At 54.2% G+C, this 21,012-nt stretch carries 13 protein-coding genes; 11 read left to right on the plus strand and 2 right to left on the minus strand.

Annotation, left to right across the window (positions count from 1 at the left end; genetic code table 11):
- Positions 1–18 precede the first annotated feature (18 nt).
- Both EV700_RS06825 and argB read left to right on the plus strand, forming a co-directional pair.
- Positions 19–2,496, plus strand: coding sequence for a phosphomannomutase/phosphoglucomutase (locus EV700_RS06825; protein ID WP_130412090.1), 2,478 nt, complete (start codon positions 19–21; stop codon positions 2,494–2,496).
- A gap of 11 nt (positions 2,497–2,507) precedes the next feature.
- On the plus strand, positions 2,508–3,419 hold the full coding sequence (argB, locus tag EV700_RS06830; RefSeq protein ID WP_130412092.1) for an acetylglutamate kinase: 912 nt from the start codon (positions 2,508–2,510) through the stop codon (positions 3,417–3,419).
- 23 nt (positions 3,420–3,442) lie between these two features.
- Here argB and EV700_RS06835 read toward each other — a convergent pair whose 3' ends face one another.
- Positions 3,443–4,120 carry a hypothetical protein gene (locus tag EV700_RS06835; RefSeq protein ID WP_130412094.1) on the minus strand — a complete coding sequence of 226 codons (678 nt, stop codon included), beginning with the start codon at positions 4,118–4,120 and terminating at the stop codon, positions 3,443–3,445.
- A gap of 66 nt (positions 4,121–4,186) precedes the next feature.
- On the opposite strand from EV700_RS06835, the gene EV700_RS06840 reads away from it, so the two are divergent.
- On the plus strand, positions 4,187–4,951 hold the full coding sequence (locus EV700_RS06840; RefSeq protein ID WP_130412096.1) for a sulfite exporter TauE/SafE family protein: 765 nt from the start codon (positions 4,187–4,189) through the stop codon (positions 4,949–4,951).
- On the opposite strand, the gene EV700_RS06845 is transcribed toward EV700_RS06840, so the two are convergent.
- Positions 4,933–7,026 carry a putative bifunctional diguanylate cyclase/phosphodiesterase gene (locus EV700_RS06845; protein ID WP_165391362.1) on the minus strand — a complete coding sequence of 698 codons (2,094 nt, stop codon included), beginning with the start codon at positions 7,024–7,026 and terminating at the stop codon, positions 4,933–4,935. The two genes, EV700_RS06840 and EV700_RS06845, sit on opposite strands and share 19 nt — an antisense overlap.
- A 397-nt stretch (positions 7,027–7,423) precedes the next feature.
- On the opposite strand from EV700_RS06845, the gene pilG reads away from it, so the two are divergent.
- The 8 genes from pilG to EV700_RS06885 are packed head-to-tail and all read left to right on the plus strand — an operon-like array spanning position 7,424 to position 20,992.
- The gene (gene pilG, locus EV700_RS06850; protein WP_130412100.1) at positions 7,424–7,807 is read left to right on the plus strand and encodes a twitching motility response regulator PilG; all 384 of its coding nucleotides are present in this window, start codon (positions 7,424–7,426) and stop codon (positions 7,805–7,807) included.
- Positions 7,808–7,837: 30 nt separating this feature from the next.
- The gene (pilH, locus tag EV700_RS06855; protein ID WP_130412102.1) at positions 7,838–8,206 is read left to right on the plus strand and encodes a twitching motility response regulator PilH; all 369 of its coding nucleotides are present in this window, start codon (positions 7,838–7,840) and stop codon (positions 8,204–8,206) included.
- Positions 8,207–8,215: 9 nt separating this feature from the next.
- A complete protein-coding gene (locus EV700_RS06860; RefSeq protein WP_130412104.1) occupies positions 8,216–8,746 on the plus strand; it encodes a chemotaxis protein CheW in 531 nt (176 codons plus the stop codon).
- A gap of 59 nt (positions 8,747–8,805) precedes the next feature.
- Positions 8,806–10,938, plus strand: coding sequence for a methyl-accepting chemotaxis protein (locus EV700_RS06865; protein WP_278044899.1), 2,133 nt, complete (start codon positions 8,806–8,808; stop codon positions 10,936–10,938).
- 26 nt (positions 10,939–10,964) lie between these two features.
- Positions 10,965–11,828: a CheR family methyltransferase gene (locus EV700_RS06870; RefSeq protein ID WP_207224599.1), complete on the plus strand. Its 864-nt coding sequence runs from the start codon at positions 10,965–10,967 to the stop codon at positions 11,826–11,828.
- Positions 11,829–11,878: 50 nt separating this feature from the next.
- Positions 11,879–19,468, plus strand: a complete 7,590-nt coding sequence (locus tag EV700_RS06875; protein WP_130412108.1) for an Hpt domain-containing protein — start codon at positions 11,879–11,881, stop codon at positions 19,466–19,468.
- Positions 19,469–19,473: 5 nt separating this feature from the next.
- Positions 19,474–20,496 carry a chemotaxis protein CheB gene (locus EV700_RS06880; RefSeq protein ID WP_130412110.1) on the plus strand — a complete coding sequence of 341 codons (1,023 nt, stop codon included), beginning with the start codon at positions 19,474–19,476 and terminating at the stop codon, positions 20,494–20,496.
- Positions 20,497–20,506: 10 nt separating this feature from the next.
- Complete coding sequence (locus tag EV700_RS06885) at positions 20,507–20,992, plus strand: chemotaxis protein CheW (protein ID WP_130412112.1); 486 nt, start codon at positions 20,507–20,509, stop codon at positions 20,990–20,992.
- The last annotated feature ends 20 nt before the right edge of the window (positions 20,993–21,012 follow it).

Raw genomic sequence — 21,012 nt, forward strand, 5'->3', positions numbered from 1 at the left:
ACATGAAATAACGAGGGCATGAAATTGGCCGTAAAACTGAAGTCCATGTACAAGATTGCGGCGCCTTTCATTGGCGGGATACTGGCTATCCAGTTGATTGTTACCGCTGTCACCGTCACGGTAATGTCCAGGCAGCAGACAGAAAGCACCACTGAAAGGGCGGCGGAGTACGAGAAAGCGGCAAAAGGCGTCGTGAATGCCTTCCTTTCCAGCCAGGACCAACTGGTGTCCGGTATCGTCGCGGCTTCACCGGCTGTTCCCAATCTCAATATTCCCGGCGTTCTGGAGGTTCGCGTATTGCCTCCGGGCGGTGATATTCCCACGACGCTGACCTTTACCCAGCAGGATATGTTGCGCCGCGCCGTCGCCCAGCGCGGAAACATTTCTCCCGAGGCCAGTCACCTGCCGGACGGGTCATTAGTCTTTAATCAGGTGCGGCCGTTGAAGGATGGCGGATTCCTGCTGGTCACGACATCCATGAGTGACTTGAAGAAGGCGGTGGAGGCCGTCGCGGGGAAGGGGGGGCTGGTTCTGCGCCAGCAGATCGGCAAGGCGGGCGAGAAGGCGGATATCCTCTCCTTGAGTCCTTCAGGTACAGGAAAGACAGTATCGGTTTCCAACAGCAATTGGGAAATGCAGATATTTCCTCCGGCCGGCCAGACGGATGTCCTTGGATTGGTTCTTGCCTTGCTGGCGTCGGCACTGTTGCTGACCCCGGGGTTGGTCATCGTGATGGTGCGTATCTACGATCGCAAAATCTCTGAAGATATCAACGTCATGCATGCCCTGACCCGGAGCGAGGAACAGACCGGCGCCTTGAATCTGGACGTCATGCAGGAGCTGTGGTCGGTATTGATTGCATCCGCACCGCAAAAATCGACACTCTCCGGCAACATTCGTACCCATGATGTCGCCGGTATCGTGCAGGCTGCCGAACGGATTGATACCGGGGCGACAGTCTCCCTGAACCGTAACGAGGCCCTCCAGGCTGATTCACTGCCCTTGGACGCGCCTGACAGCAGCGAAGATGTTTTTGCTGAGGCAGAAAAGGCAAGCAACGAGCCGGAAGCGCTCGAGTTCAATCTGGCGTCGATTGAAAATGAAGTACTGGCAGCCGACTCTGGCGTGCCCAGCCGGATTTTCCGCGATTACGATATCCGCGGCAACGCTTCCACTGAAATCACTCCGGCCTTGGCTACGCTGATAGGGCAGGCCATCGCGACGGAGGCTCGTGAGCGTGGCGAACAGAAAATTGTCGTCGGCTATGACGCCCGCCTGACCAGCGAAGTGCTGTCACAGGCGCTTATTGAAGGCCTGGTCTCGGCCGGGTGCGATGTAATCAACATTGGCATGGTGCCTTCTCCCGTGCTGTATTACGCAGCCCGCAATATCGGAACCGGCAGCGGGGTGATGGTCACGGCCAGCCATAATCCGGCGATGGACAACGGATTCAAGATCGTGCTTGGCAATCATACCCTGGCGGGGCCTGAAATCAGGTCGCTTCGCGAGCGCATCGTCAAGGCGGATTTTGCCAAGGGCGCCGGTACGGTCATCAAGAGCAGCGTGACGGATCAGTATCTTCAGCAAATCTCGGATGATGTATTGCTGGCCAGAACCTTCAACATTGTGGTGGATGCCGGTAATGGCGTCGCCGGACCGATGGTTGTCAGAATGCTGGAGGATATGGGGTGTACGGTGAGCCCCCTATATTGCGAGCCCGATGGCCATTTTCCCCACCACGACCCCGATCCCTGCAACCCGCACAATCTGGAAGACTTGCTCAGTGATGTTGCGATCAGCGGCGCCGATCTTGGCCTCGCATTCGATGGAGACGGCGACCGCGTCGTGGTGGTCACGAATTCAACCCGCATCATTCCCAGTGACAAGCTCTTGATGCTTTTCGCCCGCGAGGTGCTGGCAACCCAGCCCGGTGCAGACATTATTTTTGATGTCAAATGTACCCGTGATCTTGTCTCGATGATCACCACGCATGGCGGTCGTCCCGTCATGTCGAAAACCGGACATTCCTGGCTCAAGGCTGCGGTTGCTGAAACCGGCGCCCCCCTGGCGGGTGAAATGAGCGGACATTTCATCTTCAATGACCGCTGGCAGGGATTTGATGATGGTCTGTATGCCGCCGCCCGTTTCCTCGAAATTCTGGCCGGCAGTGAAGGCACGGCTGATGATTTGTTCCAGGAGTTCCCTGAACGGGTCGCAACTCCCGAATTGAAAATTCCCCTGTCCGATGATCATCGTGATGAAGTCATGCGCGGTCTGGTTGAACAGGCCGAGTCGATTACGGATGGCACGATCAATAAGACGGACGGCTTGAGGATTGAGTTCGCCCATGGCTGGGGTCTTGTCCGCCCCTCGAATACCGGCTCATATCTGGTGGCGCGGTTTGAGGGGAACGACGAACAGGACCTTGAAGCGGTCAAGACACGTTTCCGGGATATGCTGATTCAGGCCGATCCCATGTTATTGCTACCTTTCTAGAGAGTGAACGAATGGCTTTGTCGAAAGATGCCGCCCTGAATATTGCCAGGGTTCTGACGGAAGCACTTCCGTATATCCAGCGCTTCCATGGGAAGACGGTGGTCGTCAAGTACGGTGGAAACGCCATGACCGATCCCGAGCTGGAGAATTCCTTTGCCCGGGATATCGTATTGTTGAAAACGGTGGGTTTGAACCCCGTCGTGGTTCATGGGGGCGGCCCTCAAATTGGCGACCTGTTGAACCGGATCGGCAAGGAATCCCGTTTCGTGGACGGCATGCGAGTCACTGACAAGGAAACCATGGATGTCGTGGAGATGGTGCTCGGCGGTCTGGTGAACAAATCCATCGTCAATCTGATCAACCAGAATGGCGGCCGGGCCATGGGGTTGACGGGTAAGGACGGCAACCTGATCCGTGCAACCAAGCTGTATATCGAGAAGCCCACTGCCGATGGCGGAACGGAGCAAATTGATATCGGGCAGGTTGGCGAGGTAGCCGGTGTCAAGACGGATGTCCTGGATCTGTTCATGGCCAGTGACTTCATCCCGGTCATTGCGCCGGTCGGTGTGGGCGATGATGGCTCATCCTATAACATCAATGCCGATTTGGTGGCGGGGAAGGTGGCTGAAGCGCTGAAAGCGGAAAAGCTGATTTTGCTGACCAATATTCCCGGTGTTCTGGACAAGGAAAAGCAGATATTAACGGGATTAACCACGCAGGATGTTGATGATCTGATCGCGGACGGCACAATCTATGGCGGCATGATCCCCAAGATTTCTTGTGCGCTGGATGCAGTCAAGGGCGGGGTCGTTAGCGCTCATATCATCGACGGGCGTCTGCCGCATGCTACCTTGATCGAGATTTTTACGGATGAAGGTATAGGCACCCTGATCACGAACCGCAAGAAACAGAAGAAGACATGAAGTAAAAATGGCGTACGCCCGATTCAGTTCGGGTGTCCGCCGGTGTCCGTGTCATATGTTCCATCCTTGCGGCTCTTCTCGATGGCGATCAGACGGTTGATGATCGGGGCAAAGTCATTACTGACTTTATTCTTTTCATCTTCCTGGCTGCTCATCAATTGCATCAGATCCTTGATTTGCGAGTCATACTGAACAATCAGGTCCTTTTGTTTGGCTGTGAGCGACTTGCCTGTCCGTTCGCTTTCAGCACCTTGTTCTACCAGTTCGGAACGCAATCTCTTGAGCCTGATCAGTTGAATGCGGTTGTAACCGATGCTGGTTTCCAGCGTGTCGAGGAGACGGTTACGGGCAGACTCGGCATCGCGTGAAGAGGAATAGAGCTTCATGATCCGCTCATCATCCATTTTCTGGCGCATCTGGGCTTCGCGGCGGGCTTTTTCTTTCAGGTAAATTTCATTGTTGAAGGCGGCGACGCGCCCGGTGACCTGCATGTTGCGATCCAGAATTTCGTATCCGCGCCGGACATGCTCCTCGGTGATTTGATCACTCAGGGTCGGTACGCCTTTTTCGTTGTAATAGCGATACCAGACATTCGATGCCGCTCGGGTCGAGGTAACGGGCGCAGCATAGAGTCCGGCGCTGATCGATAAAATCGACGCAGCCAGACAAAACCGTACAAAATATTGCCCTGCGTAATTCATGAGTGGGTGTCCAGGTACAATTTTCATCATTCTTGTCAGTGCTATTCTAGTCAAATGGATGATCCGATGTCAGCAACTCAACTGTTGGTTTTATTTATTGTTTCCCTGATAGCTAACCTGTTGTCAGCGTTGGCGGGCGGCGGGGCGGGATTGTTGCAGTTGCCGGCGTTACTGATTCTGGGTTTAAGCTTCAGCACTGCCTTGGCAACGCATAAGGTGGCAAGTGTGGCCCTGGGGGTCGGCGCCAGTTTGCGGCATTTGCGCGGTGGCGGCCTGGATTGGAAGTTCGCCCTTTATATTCTGGCTTGCGGCTTGCCGGGTGTCTGGCTGGGGGCCAAATTGATCCTGAGGGTGCCTGAGCAATTAGCCGAGTTGAGCCTGGGAGTGCTCACGCTGATGCTGGGGTTGTATTCGGCCATGCGGCCGGCATTGGGCCATGAGTTCCGTGAAGCGCACCGTGATGGGCGGGGAATGGCTGCCGGAGGCGTGGTATTGGCCTTCATAGGCATGCTGAATGGATCGCTGACATCCGGAACCGGATTGTTTGTGACCTTGTGGCTCATCAAATGGTTCGGCTTGGATTTTACGCGGGCTACCATATATACGCTGATACTTGTCGGGTTGTTCTGGAATGGAATGGGCGCCTTCTTTCTGGGCATGCAGGCTCCGATTGCCTGGGCCTGGCTCCCTCCGCTGATTTTGGGTTCGCTGGCAGGGGGGTACGCAGGAGCACACTGGGCGCTGTTGAAAGGCAATGGTTTTATCAAACGCTCATTCGAAATACTGACGGTGCTGGTCGGGACCCATCTTATCTACAAGTCATTGGCGTAATGCTCGGCGCGGGAAGACAGTAACGCCATCAACTCCGGCAGGCGCAATGGCGGCTCAATGCCATAACCCTGTGCGTTATTACAGCCCGCGCCTGTCAACCACTCAGCGGTTTCATGACTTTCCACTCCCTTTGCCGTCACCTCCCAATGCATGAGTTGGGCCATGGAAATCAAGGCAGACACAATGTCATTGTCTTGACCTTCATTGCCCAGCAGGCATCGATCCAGTTTCAACTCACATATCGGCAAGGTTTTAAGCCAGACCAGAGATGATGAGCCGGATCCAAAATCGTCGACCACCAATCCGATTCCTGATTCTTTCAGACGGGACAAAAAAACCGGAGCCTTGTGCCGGTATTCAAACAATATGGATTCTGATATTTCCAGTTTGAACAATGACCTCTCGATTCGCTCCTCTTCCAGGATGCGCAGGATTTCACTGATGAAACGGTCATTGTTCAGGTTCATCGCCGAGCAATTCATGGTGATGCGTAATATGTGGCCGGCGGCGCTTAGGGTGTGCATGTCCCGGCAAATTTTCCGGGTTACCCAAGTGTCGACCAAATCGACAAATCCGTTGAACTCGGCAATATTGATAAAGTGTTCAGGCGTCAGGATGCCCTTTTCAGGATGCTGCCAACGGATCAACGCCTCTAGGGCGACAATAGCGCCGCTGCCTAGGTTTCGGACCGGCTGGTATTGAAGAAAGAGTTCGGACTGGGTGATTGCCTTTTGCAAGTCATGCTGGATTTTCAGTTCGCGGTGCGACTTGTGCGACAGGTAGTCGCTGTAGAAATTCATGGTGTTCCGGCCGCTGCCCTTGGATTGATAAAGGGCAAAATCGGCATTCTTGATCAGTACATCCTGGCTTTCGCCATCGTAGGGGAACAGGCTGATGCCAATGCTGGTGGTTGTGGTTACCGCTCTGCCGCTAATGGCAATAGGCTCGTGCATCTTGTTGAGAATGCGGGCGGCTATGGATTTTGCTTCCTCAATATTGCCAATCGGAGCTACCAGGCAGAATTCGTCGCCGCCAATCCGTCCAATCAGGTCGTGACCCCGCAAGACGGTGCGCAGGCGCCGCGAAATTATCCGAAGAAGCTCGTCGCCGGCAGCATGACCCATGGAGTCATTTACAGACTTGAAGTTATCCAGATCAATGAACAGTACCGCCAGCTTGCCGGATGATTGACGCGCGTCATGCAATCGCTGGGTAAAGGCATCCAAAAAAGCGTGACGGTTGTAAAGCTGGGTGAGGGTATCGTAATGCGCCAGCTGTTCCAGATGGCCGCGGGAATCGTGCATGCGCTCTATAATGGATTGCGTGTTTTCAAGGTGAACGGCTTGCTCATGAAATTTGCGTTGGGTAATGAAGGCCAGGAACACCACAGTCAAGAGCAGCAAAAACGTTAGGGTAAGGAAAAGCGCAAGCAGTAGCCTGCCGGCGTGCTCGGCATCGGTAAGGCTCGTGAAGGGAGGCATGGAGGGCAGATAGGCGCTGGTGATCATATGCCGGCCAACCGTCAGGATAACGGCGCCAAACACAGCAGTCGCGGCCACTCTGACCAGGCCTGCGGATCCCGGCTTTTGCAGTCTGGCGGTTAAATCGAAAGCAAGCAAAAGCCCGACCAGGAAGAACAACGCCAGGGTGATTAAGAAATGCCTGGAAACAAGAATTCTGTCTTTTGGAATGCCGGTATCACTGGCAAGACCTGCCATCACGGAAAAGGAGAGCGTCAGCGCAAGCAGTGCGGCAGCCAGCAGCGATTGGAGGCCGGAGCGGGTGCCGTATGTACGGTTAATGAGTGTCATGCAGCCCAGCAGGGCAATGAAAATGAGAGTCCATGCGCCGTTGAATCCGGCCCAGCGTATGTTGAGGCCGAGTCTGGCCATCAGTAACGCGCACCAAAGTGCGGCCGCCAGCAACAGTGCGGAAGTTAGTTGCCAATGCCGCTGCTGCCCCGGAAGCTGTGTGCTAATGCGACTGGAGAGGAGGGCGTGGCCGAATAAGCCCAAGAACGCAAAGACGAAGCTTGCAATGATATGCGCTTGTGAAACCTGCCAATCAGTTGACATAAACATTCCTTTGAAAGCCCAGAAGCAACAAGTTCACGCTTTTCGAACAATCATAGCGTAAAGACGATGCCACGAAGCGGGTCTTTGTGTCAGAATCGAACGGAGGGCTAAAGGCAAGGGCATGCGTGGTTGCGTCGTGTATGGAGAACCGGGGTTGAGGCGGAAGTGGTACATGTCCAACCTTGCCAACCGCATGAAGAAAAAACGCTAAGCCGTTGTTAAATAATTTAACCCTTCATGTTTCGCTCGGAGGCGGGTTGTAGCGCCTCGTCGAAAACTATGTTAAAACAAGTATGGCCCCCATTAAAGCAATCCTTGCATCATAACGAGGGGTTACTCTTGGTACTTTCCGATTCCACCCTGGCCTTGTGGCCTCAATTTTAGGAAGGCGGCTCCGATGGAAGAAAATTTTGACGGCTTGAAAGTCATGGTTATTGATGACTCCAAGACCATTCGGCGTACAGCCGAGACGCTCCTGCAGAAAGCAGGTTGTACGGTCATCACGGCGGTAGACGGTTTTGATGCCCTCTCCAAGATTGCCGACTCCAATCCCGATATCATCTTCGTTGATATCATGATGCCCCGGCTCGACGGTTATCAGACATGCGCGCTGATCAAGAATAATTCGGCATTCAAATCCACCCCGGTCATCATGTTGTCCAGTAAGGACGGCCTTTTTGATAAAGCCAAGGGGCGCATTGTCGGCTCGGATGAGTATCTGACCAAGCCTTTCAGCAAGGAAGAGCTGTTTGACGCCATTAAGCAGCATGTCAAGACCTGAGTGGATTGACGTCGAATTTCAGGGGGCAACATGGCTCGAATTCTGATTGTGGATGACTCTCCTACCGAAACCTACAGGTTCAAGGAAATTCTTGAGCGTAATGGTCACGGTGTTCTGGAGGCATCAAATGGGGCTGATGGCGTGGCCATGGCCAAGGCTGAATTGCCTGACTTGGTGCTCATGGATGTGGTGATGCCGGGCATCAATGGATTCCAGGCTACCCGGCAAATCACAAAAGGCGCTGAAACCGCACATATCCCTGTCGTCATTGTGACTACCAAGGATCAGGAAACCGATCGCGTCTGGGGCAAGCGTCAAGGCGCGCGCGATTACCTGACAAAGCCTGTTGACGAAACGCTGCTCATGCAGGTTATTGCCAATCTCATTCCTGGCAAATAAGGTGCGGTCATGGCTGCCAAAGGCTTTATCAAGCTTCTTGAAATAGCGGAAAGATCCAAGCAGAAGGGGCTGGGGCTCCTGGGGCAGGGCGGTGATGCGTGGACCGGTGTGGGCTTCACGCTTGCCGGCCAGCATTTTCTTGCTCCGATTGGGGAAGTGGCGGAAATCCTGAAGGTTCCCCGATATACCATGATCCCGGGTGTTGCCGGTTGGATGAAAGGATTGGCAAATGTTCGTGGCCGGTTGCTTCCGATCATGGATTTGCTGGCCTTTCTTAATCGGCGCTCCACCCTGCAGGGGCAGCGCAAGAGAATCCTCGTGATTGACCACGAGGAAATATTCAGCGGGTTGATTGTGGATGAGGTGCTTGGAATGCAGCACTTTCCCGCAGCGGAATACAAATCTACGGTCAGTGGTGTTTTTCCGGAAATTGCTCCCTATGCAAGGGGAGGGTTTGAGCGGGACGGCAAGGTGTGGTATGTCCTGTTGATGAGCCGGTTGATTGAAGATCCACGCTTCCTAAAGGCATCGGCTGCATAATTTGTAACTTAATGCAGAGCTGTAGAACAAAAAACAGGGTTGGGGGAGAGTAATAGGCTATGAAACTGCAGAAAAATAACTGGCGAGCATCCCTTGATGCCAACAAGGTTAAAGGGGTGTTTAGCGCCAAAAACCTGAAGGCCCTTTTCAGTCGCAACTTTTGGGTCAACTTCTGGAATTCCGTAGCAGACTCACCTGATACCGGGCGGTGGTTGGTTTCTTTCATTTTGGCTTTCGTCTTTACCGCCATTGCCTTCGGCGTGGTGGGTTACCGAAGCGACAAGGGCCGGAATATGATTCAGCACTCCTCGGAAATGCGAGTGCTGTCGCAGGATATTGCCAAGAACGCGGGTGAAGCCGCGACAGGGAACCAACAGGCGTTCGAATCCCTCAACAAGGCATCGAAGGAATTCAATCGTCGCTGGACAGCTTTGAAGAAATTGCATGATCCCGCCAAGCCCGACTCCAAAGCGGTGCAGGCTATTTGGGAACGGATGAATAAAAATAACCAGGCGGTGCTGGCGGGTGAAAAGACCGTCAGTAATCTGCATGATCTTGTCGCCGGTATTGCCGATGCTGTGCCAGAGCTCCAGTCAGAAAACGATGTTTTTGTCGATCGTTTGGTGGCCTTGGGCGCACCGGCAGCCCAAGTGGTTGTCGCCAAGCAGCAGTCAGTATTGGCTGAGCGTATTCTTCGGTCCGTGTCGAGCGTGTTGAACGGTGATGAAAACGCCGTAATGGCCGCTGATGATTTCGGCCGTGACGCTGCCGAGTTCGGTGAAGTGCTCCAGGCGCTGCAAAACGGTTCCCCGGATCGCGGAATTTCCGCTGTTCGTGATCCGGAAGCGCGGCAGTCCCTTGATGCCATTGCCAAGCTTTTCGATACCTCGGTTCAGCAGGGCGCCAATGAAATTCTGGAGTCCTCGCCGGAGTTGTTCCAGGTTCGTGAGGCTTCATCCGCAGTTTTCCGCGATTCTCCGGAATTGCTGACAGCGCTTAACGCCATGACAATTTCGATTGATGATGAATCGAACTCGCTGGCGGCAGCCTTGATTGGCGGTGTTTCGCTTCTGACAACATTGGCTTCGCTGATCATGTTGATCCGCCTTCGCGCACGTCAGGATCGTGAGCGTGCAGAAGGTGAAAAAGCCCTGGAAAAAGACCGCGCCGAGAAGGTTGAACTGGAAAACCAGCGCAACCAGGCGGCTATTTTGCGTCTGCTTGATGAATTGGGCGACTTGGCTGATGGTGACCTCACCGTACAGGCAACAGTGTCTGAAGACTTCACCGGCGCCATCGCCGACTCGATCAACTACTCGATTGACCAGCTGCGCCAGTTGGTGTCGACGATTAACCAGACGGCCGTGCAGGTTTCTTCGGCTGCTCAGGAAACGCAGTCTACGGCTATGCACCTTGCCGAGGCCTCCGAGCATCAGGCTCAGGAAATTGCCGGCGCTTCCGCCGCTGTGAATGAAATGGCGGTTTCAATTGACCAGGTGTCTGCGAACGCCGCCGAATCGGCTGTCGTTGCTGACAGATCCGTGGCCATCGCCCACAAGGGCGCTGATGTGGTGCAACGCAGTATTGAAGGTATGGATACCATTCGTGAGCAGATTCAGGAAACCTCGAAGCGTATTAAGCGCCTGGGTGAATCCTCACAGGAAATCGGCGATATCGTGTCGCTGATTAACGACATTGCTGACCAAACGAACATTCTCGCGCTGAATGCTGCGATTCAGGCGTCCATGGCCGGTGAGGCCGGTCGTGGTTTCGCCGTGGTTGCCGACGAAGTGCAGCGTCTTGCAGAACGTTCTGCTGCCGCAACGAAGCAGATTGAACAACTGGTTAAGACGATTCAATCCGACACCAACGAAGCTGTTATTTCGATGGAACAAACGACATCGGAAGTTGTGCGCGGTGCACGACTGGCTCAAGACGCCGGTGTGGCGCTCGAAGAAATTCAAACTGTGTCGAGAAACCTTGCAGATTTGATTCAGAACATTTCGAACGCTGCGCGTCAGCAGGCAGCCTCCGCAGGCCACATTTCCAACACCATGAACGTCATTCAGGAAATTACAACACAGACCACGGCGGGTACGATTGCTACCGCCCGGTCCATTGGTAATCTCGCGGAAATGGCGGCGGAACTCCGGTTGTCGGTGGCTGGCTTCAAGCTGCCGGAAGCGGCTTAAGGCAACGCTAACAGGAGATGGCCGGCGTGACTCTGACCGAATGGGGAATCAAACCGGCCTTACCCATGTCCGATGAACAGTTCGAACTTTGGCAGGCTCTTGTTGAAGTTCGAATTGGCATTACTGTCACCCCCAGTCGCCGTTCATTTCTTGAAATCAGCCTGTCGACGCGAATGCGTGAGATCGGTCTGGATGATTACGAAACATACTATGAAAGACTGATGTCCGGTCCCGCGAGCAGTCCTGAGTGGATATTGTTGACGGATCGCTTGACGGTACAGGAAACCAGCTTTTTTAGACATCAGAGCTCCTTCAAGCTGGTTGAAGAGCATCTCAAGGAATTGATCAAAGATAACGGCAGGCATTCGATCAATATATGGAGTGCGGGCTGTTCTAGCGGGGAAGAGGCATATTCCCTGGCCATGCTTACAGATAGTCTGGTTGAGGAGCGCGGCCGCAAGGATGTCTTCTACGGAGTGACGGCGACGGATATCAGCCTTCCAACCCTGATCAAAGCTCGGCAGGGTATCTTTGCGGAGCGGCGGGGAGCGACCGTCCCGGAAGGTTTCAGGCTTAAATACATGCATCAAATGCCAAATCACAAAGATTGGCAGATGAATGATGCGATCCGTAAGCGTGTGGCTTTCAGTCAATTGAACCTGATGGATCTTGAGCGTGCGCCGTTTTCAGAAATGGACGTGATATTTTGTCAGAATGTTCTGATTTATTTCAGAAGATTCCGAAAGCGGGATGTTGTGACACAGTTGGCCAATCGATTGGCTAAAGGGGGAATTCTGGTGTTGGGGCTCGGCGAAATCGTCGACTGGAGTCACCCGCAACTGGAACGAATAGATTATCCGGATACACTCGCATTCAAGCGGGTATCCTGAGAACTTGACCGAATAATAAGCATCTGGACCCCACAGGGGGGGTGGTAACGATGAGCAATAATCATAATTTCCTCGCTTTGGATTGGGTTAAGAGTGAAATTGAAGAGACGTTGAAGCAAGCTCAACAGTCACTGGAAGCCCATGTCAATAATGAGAGTGATGCCTCCCAATTACGTTTTTGTCTCGCGTATCTTCATCAGATCTATGGAACCCTGCAAATGGTGGAGTTCCATGGCGCTGCCATGCTGGCAGAAGAAATGGAGAAGCTTTGCCTGGCCTTGGTGAACGGCAAGGTCAAGAACGGAAAGGCAGCGTACGACGCCCTGGTGAAGTCGATGCTGCAACTGCCGGCCTATCTTGAGCGTTTACAGGTCAGCAAACGTGACACGCCGTTTGTCTTGTTACCCGCTATCAATGAATTGCGTCTGGCGCATGATGAAGTCCCGCTTTCCGAGATAGCGTTATTCCAGCCTGATTTTTCCCGTGTTTTCTCGATTACCGCACAGACTGGTGCAACTCCGACGGCGGATGGCCTCAAGAAGTTGCGGCACTTGTTTCAGATCGGTTTGCTCGGTGTGGTTCGTCAGCAGAATCAGACTGAAAGTCTTGAGACGTTGCAGCAGGCTTTGGGGTTGCTTGGGCAGGTCGTCGGCCAAAAGGCTTTGCAGGCCCTGTGGCAAGTGACGCAGGCTATGGTTGAAGGGCTGGCAAACCGGTCAATTCCGTTAACCCCGGCTGTCAAATTGTTGCTGGGGGAAGTCGAGCATGAGTTGCGGAAATTTGCCTCATTTCCCCAGCACAGCCCTTCGCTCGAAATCCTGAAAAATATTCTTTATTACATTGCCAAGAGCCAGGGAACCAGTCCTCGCGTCGCGGCTATTCGTGCCTTGTATCGACTGGATGATGCATTGCCTTCCCAAGAACGGCTTGAGGCTGAGAAAGACAAACTTTCCGGTCCGGATAAGGGAGCGCTCAAGTCCGTTATTGCCGGTCTTGATACCGAATTGGTCGCAATCAAGGATGCCATTGATGACCTGATGTATACCGAAACACCTTCCGTCCATACGCTAGAGCCTTTGCTGCCCAAACTGCGTCAGATGAGCAGTACCCTGATGGTGATGGGCTGGAGCCACCTTCAGAAAATTGTTGATGAGCAACTGTTGCTGATGTCCGGTGCAATTCGCAACGATGAAGTTGCCGAAGGCACTTTGCTTCATCTGGCGGCAGGACTGCTTGAAGTTGAGTCCGGCCTGCAGCAAATGCTGGATGATTCTGCGGTTGGAGAGAACTTCAGAGGCAGTGGGACCGTGGCAGATCAATTGTCGACGGCTCAAGCCGCGGTCTTGCGGGAGTCCCGCACCGCACTCGAGAAATCCAAGGAAGTCATTGTCGAATATATTAGCTCCCAGTGGGATCCGGTTCGTCTGGCCGACCTGCCTGTATTGCTGAAAACCGTTCGTGGCGGTCTGGCGATGCTCGATCTGGTGCGCCCGTCACAGATCCTTGGCAAGCTGACGGATTTTGTTGAGCAGCACCTGCTGCGCGAAGCATACCGACCGAGTTGGTCGGAGATGGATACGATGGCTGATATCGTATCCTCGGTAGAGTACTATCTGGAGCGCATGGCCAATCATCATCAGAACAATGATTTGCTTGAAATGGCAGAAGTTGCTCTGGAGAAACTGGGTTTTGGCCTGGTCCTCGCTGCGCCCGCCGTGCAATTACCCGTTCGACCGTTCAAGGAGGAAAAGGCCGCCCGCGAGCAGGAAATCGAGTTGGCGGAACGAGAGTTGATGGATTCGGGTGATACCGAGAAAACCTTGCTCAATATCCCGGCACTGGTGTTGCCTGAGGATCCGGTTGAAGCGGCAGCGGAGTCACTCCCTGACGAGGCCGAGAACCTTGATCGTACACTGATCAGCATGCCCGTAATCACGGATGACATGCTGTCTGCTACTGTCAACGATCCGGATAAGACACTGATTGCGATGCCGGTTGTCAATGTGCCGTTGCTGGATGAAAGCACCCGAGCGATGGATACGGCTTTAACGGAAGTGCAAATTCCTGCTGTTCGTACCAGTTCGTTGATCTCTGAAGATGACTCACTGACCGATTTCGACAGTACCTTGACTTTTGATGCTGAAGCATTACTCGGGGATATGACCTTTACCCCGCGTAAATCAGTTGAAATCGTGCACGAGGTTGTCGAACAGGCTCAGGTTGCTGTTTCTGATGACTCTCAGGAACGTACACTGATTATGCCTGCTGTAGACGTCGAGCTGCTTGACGAGTCCGCGTCTTACTCCGATACAGCTATGGTCGAGACCATCACCACGACGACGGATGAGCTGGCGGCTGAGGTCGCAGCCGTTACGCCAGAGCCCGTTGAAGCGGCTGTTGTAGATGAAAAGCCAGCAGCGCCGGTTCGCCCGGTGTTTGCTGAAATGCCAGTGGATGATCATGATCAGGATGATGAAATCCGCGAAATTTTTGTCGAAGAAGCAGCCGAGGTCATGGAAACCATCCATGAATTCTTCCCCAAATGGGCGGCTAACTTTGACAACAAGAATGCCTTGACCGAATTCCGCCGTGGATTCCATACCCTTAAGGGTTCGGGGCGGATGGTTGGAGCCAAAGTCGTCGGTGAGTTGGCCTGGTCCATTGAAAACATGCTCAACCGAGTTATCGACAAGACCGCCACGCCAAACGGCGTCATGGTCATGTTGATCGAAAAGGTTCTGGATGCAATTCCGGGGCTCATTGAAAATTATACGGCGCGTGCCTTGCCCGGCATTCATACCGTCCCGCTCATGGATGTGGCTGACCGTTTTGCGAAGGGGCAATCGCCTTCAACGGCCGATGTTGATCAGGCTGTTGCTTGGTCCTTGGGCCACAGTGCTGATGTGGAGGCAACTGTCGCAGCGGCGGTAACCGAGGAGTTAGTCACGCAGGATCTGGAAGAAGAGTCTGTACTGAGCGAAGGTCCCACGGCAGAAACTGTGTCTGAAATCGCGGATACCGATTCTGAAATCGGATCACGGATGGATGACGGTCAGCCAGAAGTTGCTGCTGAAATTCCTGAGGCCGTTATCGATCTGGATGAAACTGTCCGTCTGGAGGTTACAGCGCCGGTTCAAGAGGCCGAAACTGAGCCGGTAGTTGTGGCTGAGCAGGTTCCGATGGCCGCCAAGAAACCGGCCATGCTTGTGCTCAACCACATGCCCGAGGATGATTTTAGCCAGGATGACGAAATCCGCGAGATTTTCATCGAAGAAGCGGAAGAAGTTCTCGAGACAATCAACGAGTTCTTCCCCAAGTGGGCAGCCAATTTCGAAAACAAGAATGCATTGACGGAATTCCGCCGCGGCTTTCATACGCTGAAGGGTTCCGGACGCATGGTTGGCGCCAAGGTGGTAGGGGAGCTCGCCTGGTCGATTGAAAATATGCTCAATCGGGTCATTGATCACACGACTACACCGAACGCAGACATGTCGCTGCTGATCCGGAATGTGATTGATGTCATTCCTGTGCTGGTGCAGAACTTCCAGAACAAGGAAGCGCCGGCATTGAATACGGGTTACATCATGACGGTCGCGGATGAGTTCGCGCACGCCCGTCATCTGGATGCGGAAAGCATCAAGGCGGCCTTTGCCCAAGCCAGAGGCGAAGCGGATACAACAGAACCTGAAGCGCCAACCGAGATTACAGCGGCAGCAGAACCGGCGTTACCGGCTGAGGCTGTTGCAGCTTCGGAGAATGATGATCTGTCGGATGCCTTTGAAGAGTTAGCCACCAGCCTGGAAGAGGTGGAAGCGCCCGAACCGGAGGCGGAAACAGCCGATCCGGTGTTGATGGAAATTTTCGTCAGCGAGGCAAATACCTATCTCGATGACATTCAGGATTTCCTGCAGTCCGTACCACAGGGCAATAAGGTTGCGGTAACGGATGAAGTGTTGCGCGCGCTTCATACCTTGAGAGGCAGCGCCGGCATGGCCGGTGTGGCAACCGTCTCCAGTATTGCCGCGCCGATGGAGACCCTCTTCAAGGACTTCCGTCAGCAAGGGCGTTTGCTGAACCAGACACACCGTGATTTGCTGGCGGAGGCGCATCGTCTTATTACGCTCAGCATCAAGAGCGTGGCGGAAGGCGGCAAGGGGCTGGTGTCCGGTGATACGCAACTGATCGCGATGATTGATCAGGTATCCCGCATCCCGGCAACGGCCGACGAGGATACGGGTGAAGCTGAAGTTTCCTCCAATACCGCCGGTATCGTTGCCGGTTTCATGGATCTCGGCCTTGATCATCTGCTTGATGCTCCTTGGGAGCTGACAGGCTGGCTTGCCGGTGAAGACCGGGATGAGCACATTGAGACTTTGCGCAATGAGTTGCAGCAACTTTACCCCGAGGCGGTCAAGTGTGGCGTTCATCCCTTGGCTGAATTGCTCAAGGCGTTGACAGGGCTTTATGCCTACATCGCCCGTGACGCGGCGACGGTCCTGGCTGATGAAAGCCTGCTGGAAATACTGGGTAATGCTCATGACGAAGTAATCAATATCTTCGATACCTTGGCGGCATGCCAGACAGTTGCTTCGGCAACGGATCTGGTTCGTCGCATCAACGACTGGAGCGGCGCTGCCGCCGAGCCTGCGGCCGTGACGGCTGCGCAGCCCGTTGCCGCCGTGGTAGAAATTGATAATGGCGCCGATCCTGAACTGCTATCGATTTTCCTGGAAGAGGGTGAAGAGGTACTGCAGGCAGCGGATGACGAGTTCCGCAACTGGCTTTCTGATCCGGAAAACAAGCAGGCGCTGCGTGTGCTGCAACGCCATCTTCATACGCTGAAAGGCGGCGCCCGGATGGCGGTTGTTGCAAGCCTCGGCGACCTTGCGCATGAACTGGAATTCCTCTATGAGGGATTGGTGGATGGTCGCTACAACTACAGTCCCGCGTTGGCTGATTTGTGCCAGCGCTGTCATGATCGAATCGCCAACCAGCTTTCAGATCTGCAGGCTAAGGGTCAGTGTGAATTCGCACGCGATTTGGTAGATGTGATCAACCAATACCGCCGGACACCGGTGGATACGGTAATTCTGGATTTTTTCTCTTTAGCGGCAGGTGGCTCGACTAGCAAGGCGCTTGATGCAACTCCGGCGGCGGTAGCCGTTAGTGTTCCGGCTGCCGCTGTTCCTGTCGTTCCGGTATCTGTAGCTCCTGCAAGCGATGCAGGCCAGCCGGATGACGTCACTTCCGGCTTCGATGAGGAAATGCTGGAAATTTTCCTGGAAGAAGCCCAAGAAATCGTTGATGAAACCAACCAGAAGCTGGCGGATTGGAAAGTGTCGCCCGCCGAAACCGAGCCGGTCAAAATCCTGCAGCGTGGCTTGCATACGCTGAAGGGGGGCGCCCGCATGGCGGGTGTGACGGCCTTGGGCGATCTTGCTCACGAAATGGAGAACCTCTACGAAGGTGTTTGCCTGAATCGTTACCAGGGAACGCCGGCAGTCTTCTCCGTACTTCAACGTTGCCATGACCGCATTGCCGAAGCGGTAGAAATGCTGAAGAAGGATGGCAAGTGTCCGGGTGTTTCTGACCTGGTTGCCCAACTGAAGAGTTACCTCTCCAATCCGGCGGCCTTCAGCGATGACGTTCAACAACCGGCTCGCAAAGTTGCACCGCAACCGGCCCTTGCTCCGGTTCCTTCGGCTGCGCCGTCGTTGCCTGAAAGCGTGGCGATGGTGTTCCCTGAAGAAACCGGCATGCCCTCCATGATGGGGAATTTCCGGAATCTCAAGGCCCAGCAAACGGCGCAGGAAATGATCCGCGTTTCATCCGAGTTGATGGAAAAGCTGATTAACCTGGCGGGTGAAGGGTCGATTATCCGCTCACGCGTTGAAATGGGTGTGCACGGTTTCGCCCAGACCGTGGAGGAAATGGGTGCCACGGTGCAGCGTTTGGCGGAACAGCTGCGACGCATGCAAGGCGAGCTTGAATCTCAGATTATCGCCCAGCACACCACGGAAGGCGGCAAGTATGAAGACTTCGACCCTCTGGAAATGGACCAGTATTCCTCGGTGAACCAGCTGTCCAAGTCACTGTACGAATCCGCGTCCGACTTGATGGACATCAAGGGAACCTTGATTGAGAAGGCCCGCGATACCGAAACCCTGTTGCTGCAACAGTCTCGATTGAATACTGAATTGCAGGAAGGGCTAATGAGTTCGCGGATGGTTCCGTTCTCCCGTCTGGTGCCCCGCCTGCAGCGTATTGTTCGCCAGACATCTCAGGAAGTTCATAAGCCTGCCGAGTTGGTGGTCATCAACGCGGAAGGTGAAATGGACAGAACCTTGCTGGAGCGTCTGGTTGCGCCGCTGGAGCACATGCTTCGTAACGCGGTCGACCATGGCATGGAGTCTCCGGAAGATCGTGCCAAGGCCGGCAAGGAAATGATGGGGCGCATCACCCTGACGCTTTCGCGTGAGGGTGGGGAAGTCGTTCTGTCGCTTTCGGATGATGGGCGCGGCATCAATACCGATGCTGTCAAGAAGAAGGCCATTGAACGCGGCCTCCTCAACGCCGATGCCGAAGTCAGCGAACGCGAGCTGCAACAATTCATCTTCCATGCCGGTCTGTCCACCGCGTCGCAAGTCACCCAGGTGTCCGGCCGCGGTGTTGGCATGGATGTGGTGCAAAGCGAAATCAAGCAGCTGGGCGGTGTTATCAACATCAACTCGGTTCGTGGCCAGGGCTCAACCTTCACCCTCCGCCTGCCGTTCACCGTGGCCGTTAGCCGTGCGCTGATGGTTCGTATCGGTGAGGATGTCTACGCTATCCCGCTGTCGCAGATTGAAGGTATTGTGCGCGCCAGCCCGTATGAGCTGGAAACCTACTACGGTCCTGAAGCGCCACCCTTCGAATACGCGAGCGTTTCCTACAAGCTGCATTACTTGGGTGAGTTTGTGCATGGCGTACGCACGCCATCGCTGTTTGGCCAGACACTCCCGCTGCCGATCCTTCTGGTGCGTGGCGGTGATCAGCGAGTGTCCATCCAGGTGGATCAGTTGATTGGCTCACGTGAAATTGTCGTCAAGTCGGTGGGCGCGCAGTTGGCCAGCGTGGCGGGGATCTCCGGCGCCACGATTCTGGGTGACGGCTCGGTGGTTATCATTCTGGACGTGCTGGCCATGCTGCGCGCCGCCGCGATTTCCAAGCCGCTACAGCAAAAGGCCGATGCCGATGTTGTCGAGGCGGTTGTCGAGAAGGCTACGCGTACGGTTATGGTCGTCGACGATTCCGTGACGGTGCGCAAGGTAACCTCGCGTCTGCTGGAACGTCACGGATACGAGGTCGTGCTGGCTAAGGATGGTCTGGATGCAATCACCAAGCTGGAAGATATTCGTCCTGACATCATGCTGCTGGATATCGAAATGCCACGTATGGACGGTTTCGAAGTGGCCTCTCTGGTGCGACACAATCCGAATCTGGAAGGCCTGCCAATTATCATGATCACCTCTAGAACCGGTGAAAAGCATCGCGAGCGTGCTTTCCAGATCGGTGTGAATTGCTACATGGGTAAACCGTTCCAGGAGCAACAACTACTCGATACTATTGGTGAACTATTAACGGCTTCCGTACAGAGGTAATCACCATGGACTCCGGCCGTAATCCGCGTGTGGCAATTATTTCGGATTCGAGTTTGCAGCGGTTGGCGCTGGCTCACGCGGTGAAGGGACATGGTTATGAGCTGGTAATGAATGTCCCGCCGGAGCGGCTTGACGCGAAAACGCTGGCTCAGGTTGTTCCGGACGTATGGCTTGTTGACATGCAGGAAGAAGATGATGACCTTCTTGACAAACTATTGTCCCAGGAGGCTCCGATTCTTTTTGGTGTGGAGACGGCCCCGGTTCAGGGGACCCGTGCCTACCCGCGTTGGGAGCGCCGCGTATTCATCAAATTGCATGAGGTCATTGGCCAGCCCGTTATCAGTGAGAATCTGGATACGCTGGAAAAGGGAACCGTAAAGCAGATCAAGGCGCCGGTTCGGCTAACCTTGCCTGCTGAGATTCTGCAGCGCAAACAGTCAAACAAGCTGGAGTTTGTCTGTGTCCTTGCCGCATCATTGGGTGGTCCTGCCGCCGTCAAGGAATTCCTTGATTATTTGCCGGGGGGACTGCCAGTTGCATTCTTGCTTGCCCAGCATATTGATGTGCGCATGCAGGAGTCGCTGACCCGTGTTCTGGTACGTCATAATCATATTCCTTGCCGGATGGCCGGGCATGGTGAAGCGTTGAAGCACGGGGAGCTTTTGATTGCCCCTGTTGAGTCCGAAATTGATTTCAGTGCGGACGGCCAAGTGATTTCCCGAGACATGCCTTGGGATGGTCCGTACTCACCGTCTATCGACCAGGTGCTGGCAAATATCAGTCGCCGCTTTGGAAAGCGCTCCATTGCCATTATTTTCAGTGGTATGGGGGGAGATGGCTCCATCAGCGGTCCCATGATGGTTGATGCCGGCGGTATTATCTGGGCTCAGGACTCAGAATCGTGCGCCTGCTCCAGCCAGCCGGACTCGATGCGCGCCACCGGGTGCGTGACCTTTAGCGGCAAGCCGCTGGAGCTTGCCCAAAAGTTGGTTAATTATATTAATACAGGTTTGCATACCGCCGCCTGAGGGAACTGCTATGTCACAACTGGGGACCTTGTCGCAAACGACCTTGCTTAGCGCCACCACAGGTAGCTTGCCAGGCTATTTGCTGCCTGTCTGGCAGAAAATGTTGATGGTGCCGTCCACGACGGTGCTGGATTTCGTGCCCGCGAATCACCTGACGCCAATCAAGAAGAAGAAGGACGGTTACCTCGGGACGGTGGAGTGGCAAGAGAAATCCATTCCGGTATTTTCCTTTGAAACCCTGAATAAGGGTTCCAAGGTTCCGGAGCCCCAGACCATTGCCATTTTTCACGCTATCAGTATTGGCGACAAGGTGGCGGAATATGGCATAGCCCTGCAGGCAGCCGCCGAGCAAATCAAGATCAAGATTTCTGAACTTGAAGATATCGAGAAGGCCCAGGTTGGACCCATGGAGTTCATGCAGGTGCGATTCCGTGAGGATCTGGCTTACATCCCTGATCTGGACGCACTTGAGGCGCGGATATTGTCTCTGGTTTGAGTATTGCGCAGAAATAAAAA

The sequence above is a fragment of the Fluviicoccus keumensis genome, from assembly GCF_004217445.1.
Lineage (GTDB): Bacteria > Pseudomonadota > Gammaproteobacteria > Pseudomonadales > Moraxellaceae > Fluviicoccus > Fluviicoccus keumensis.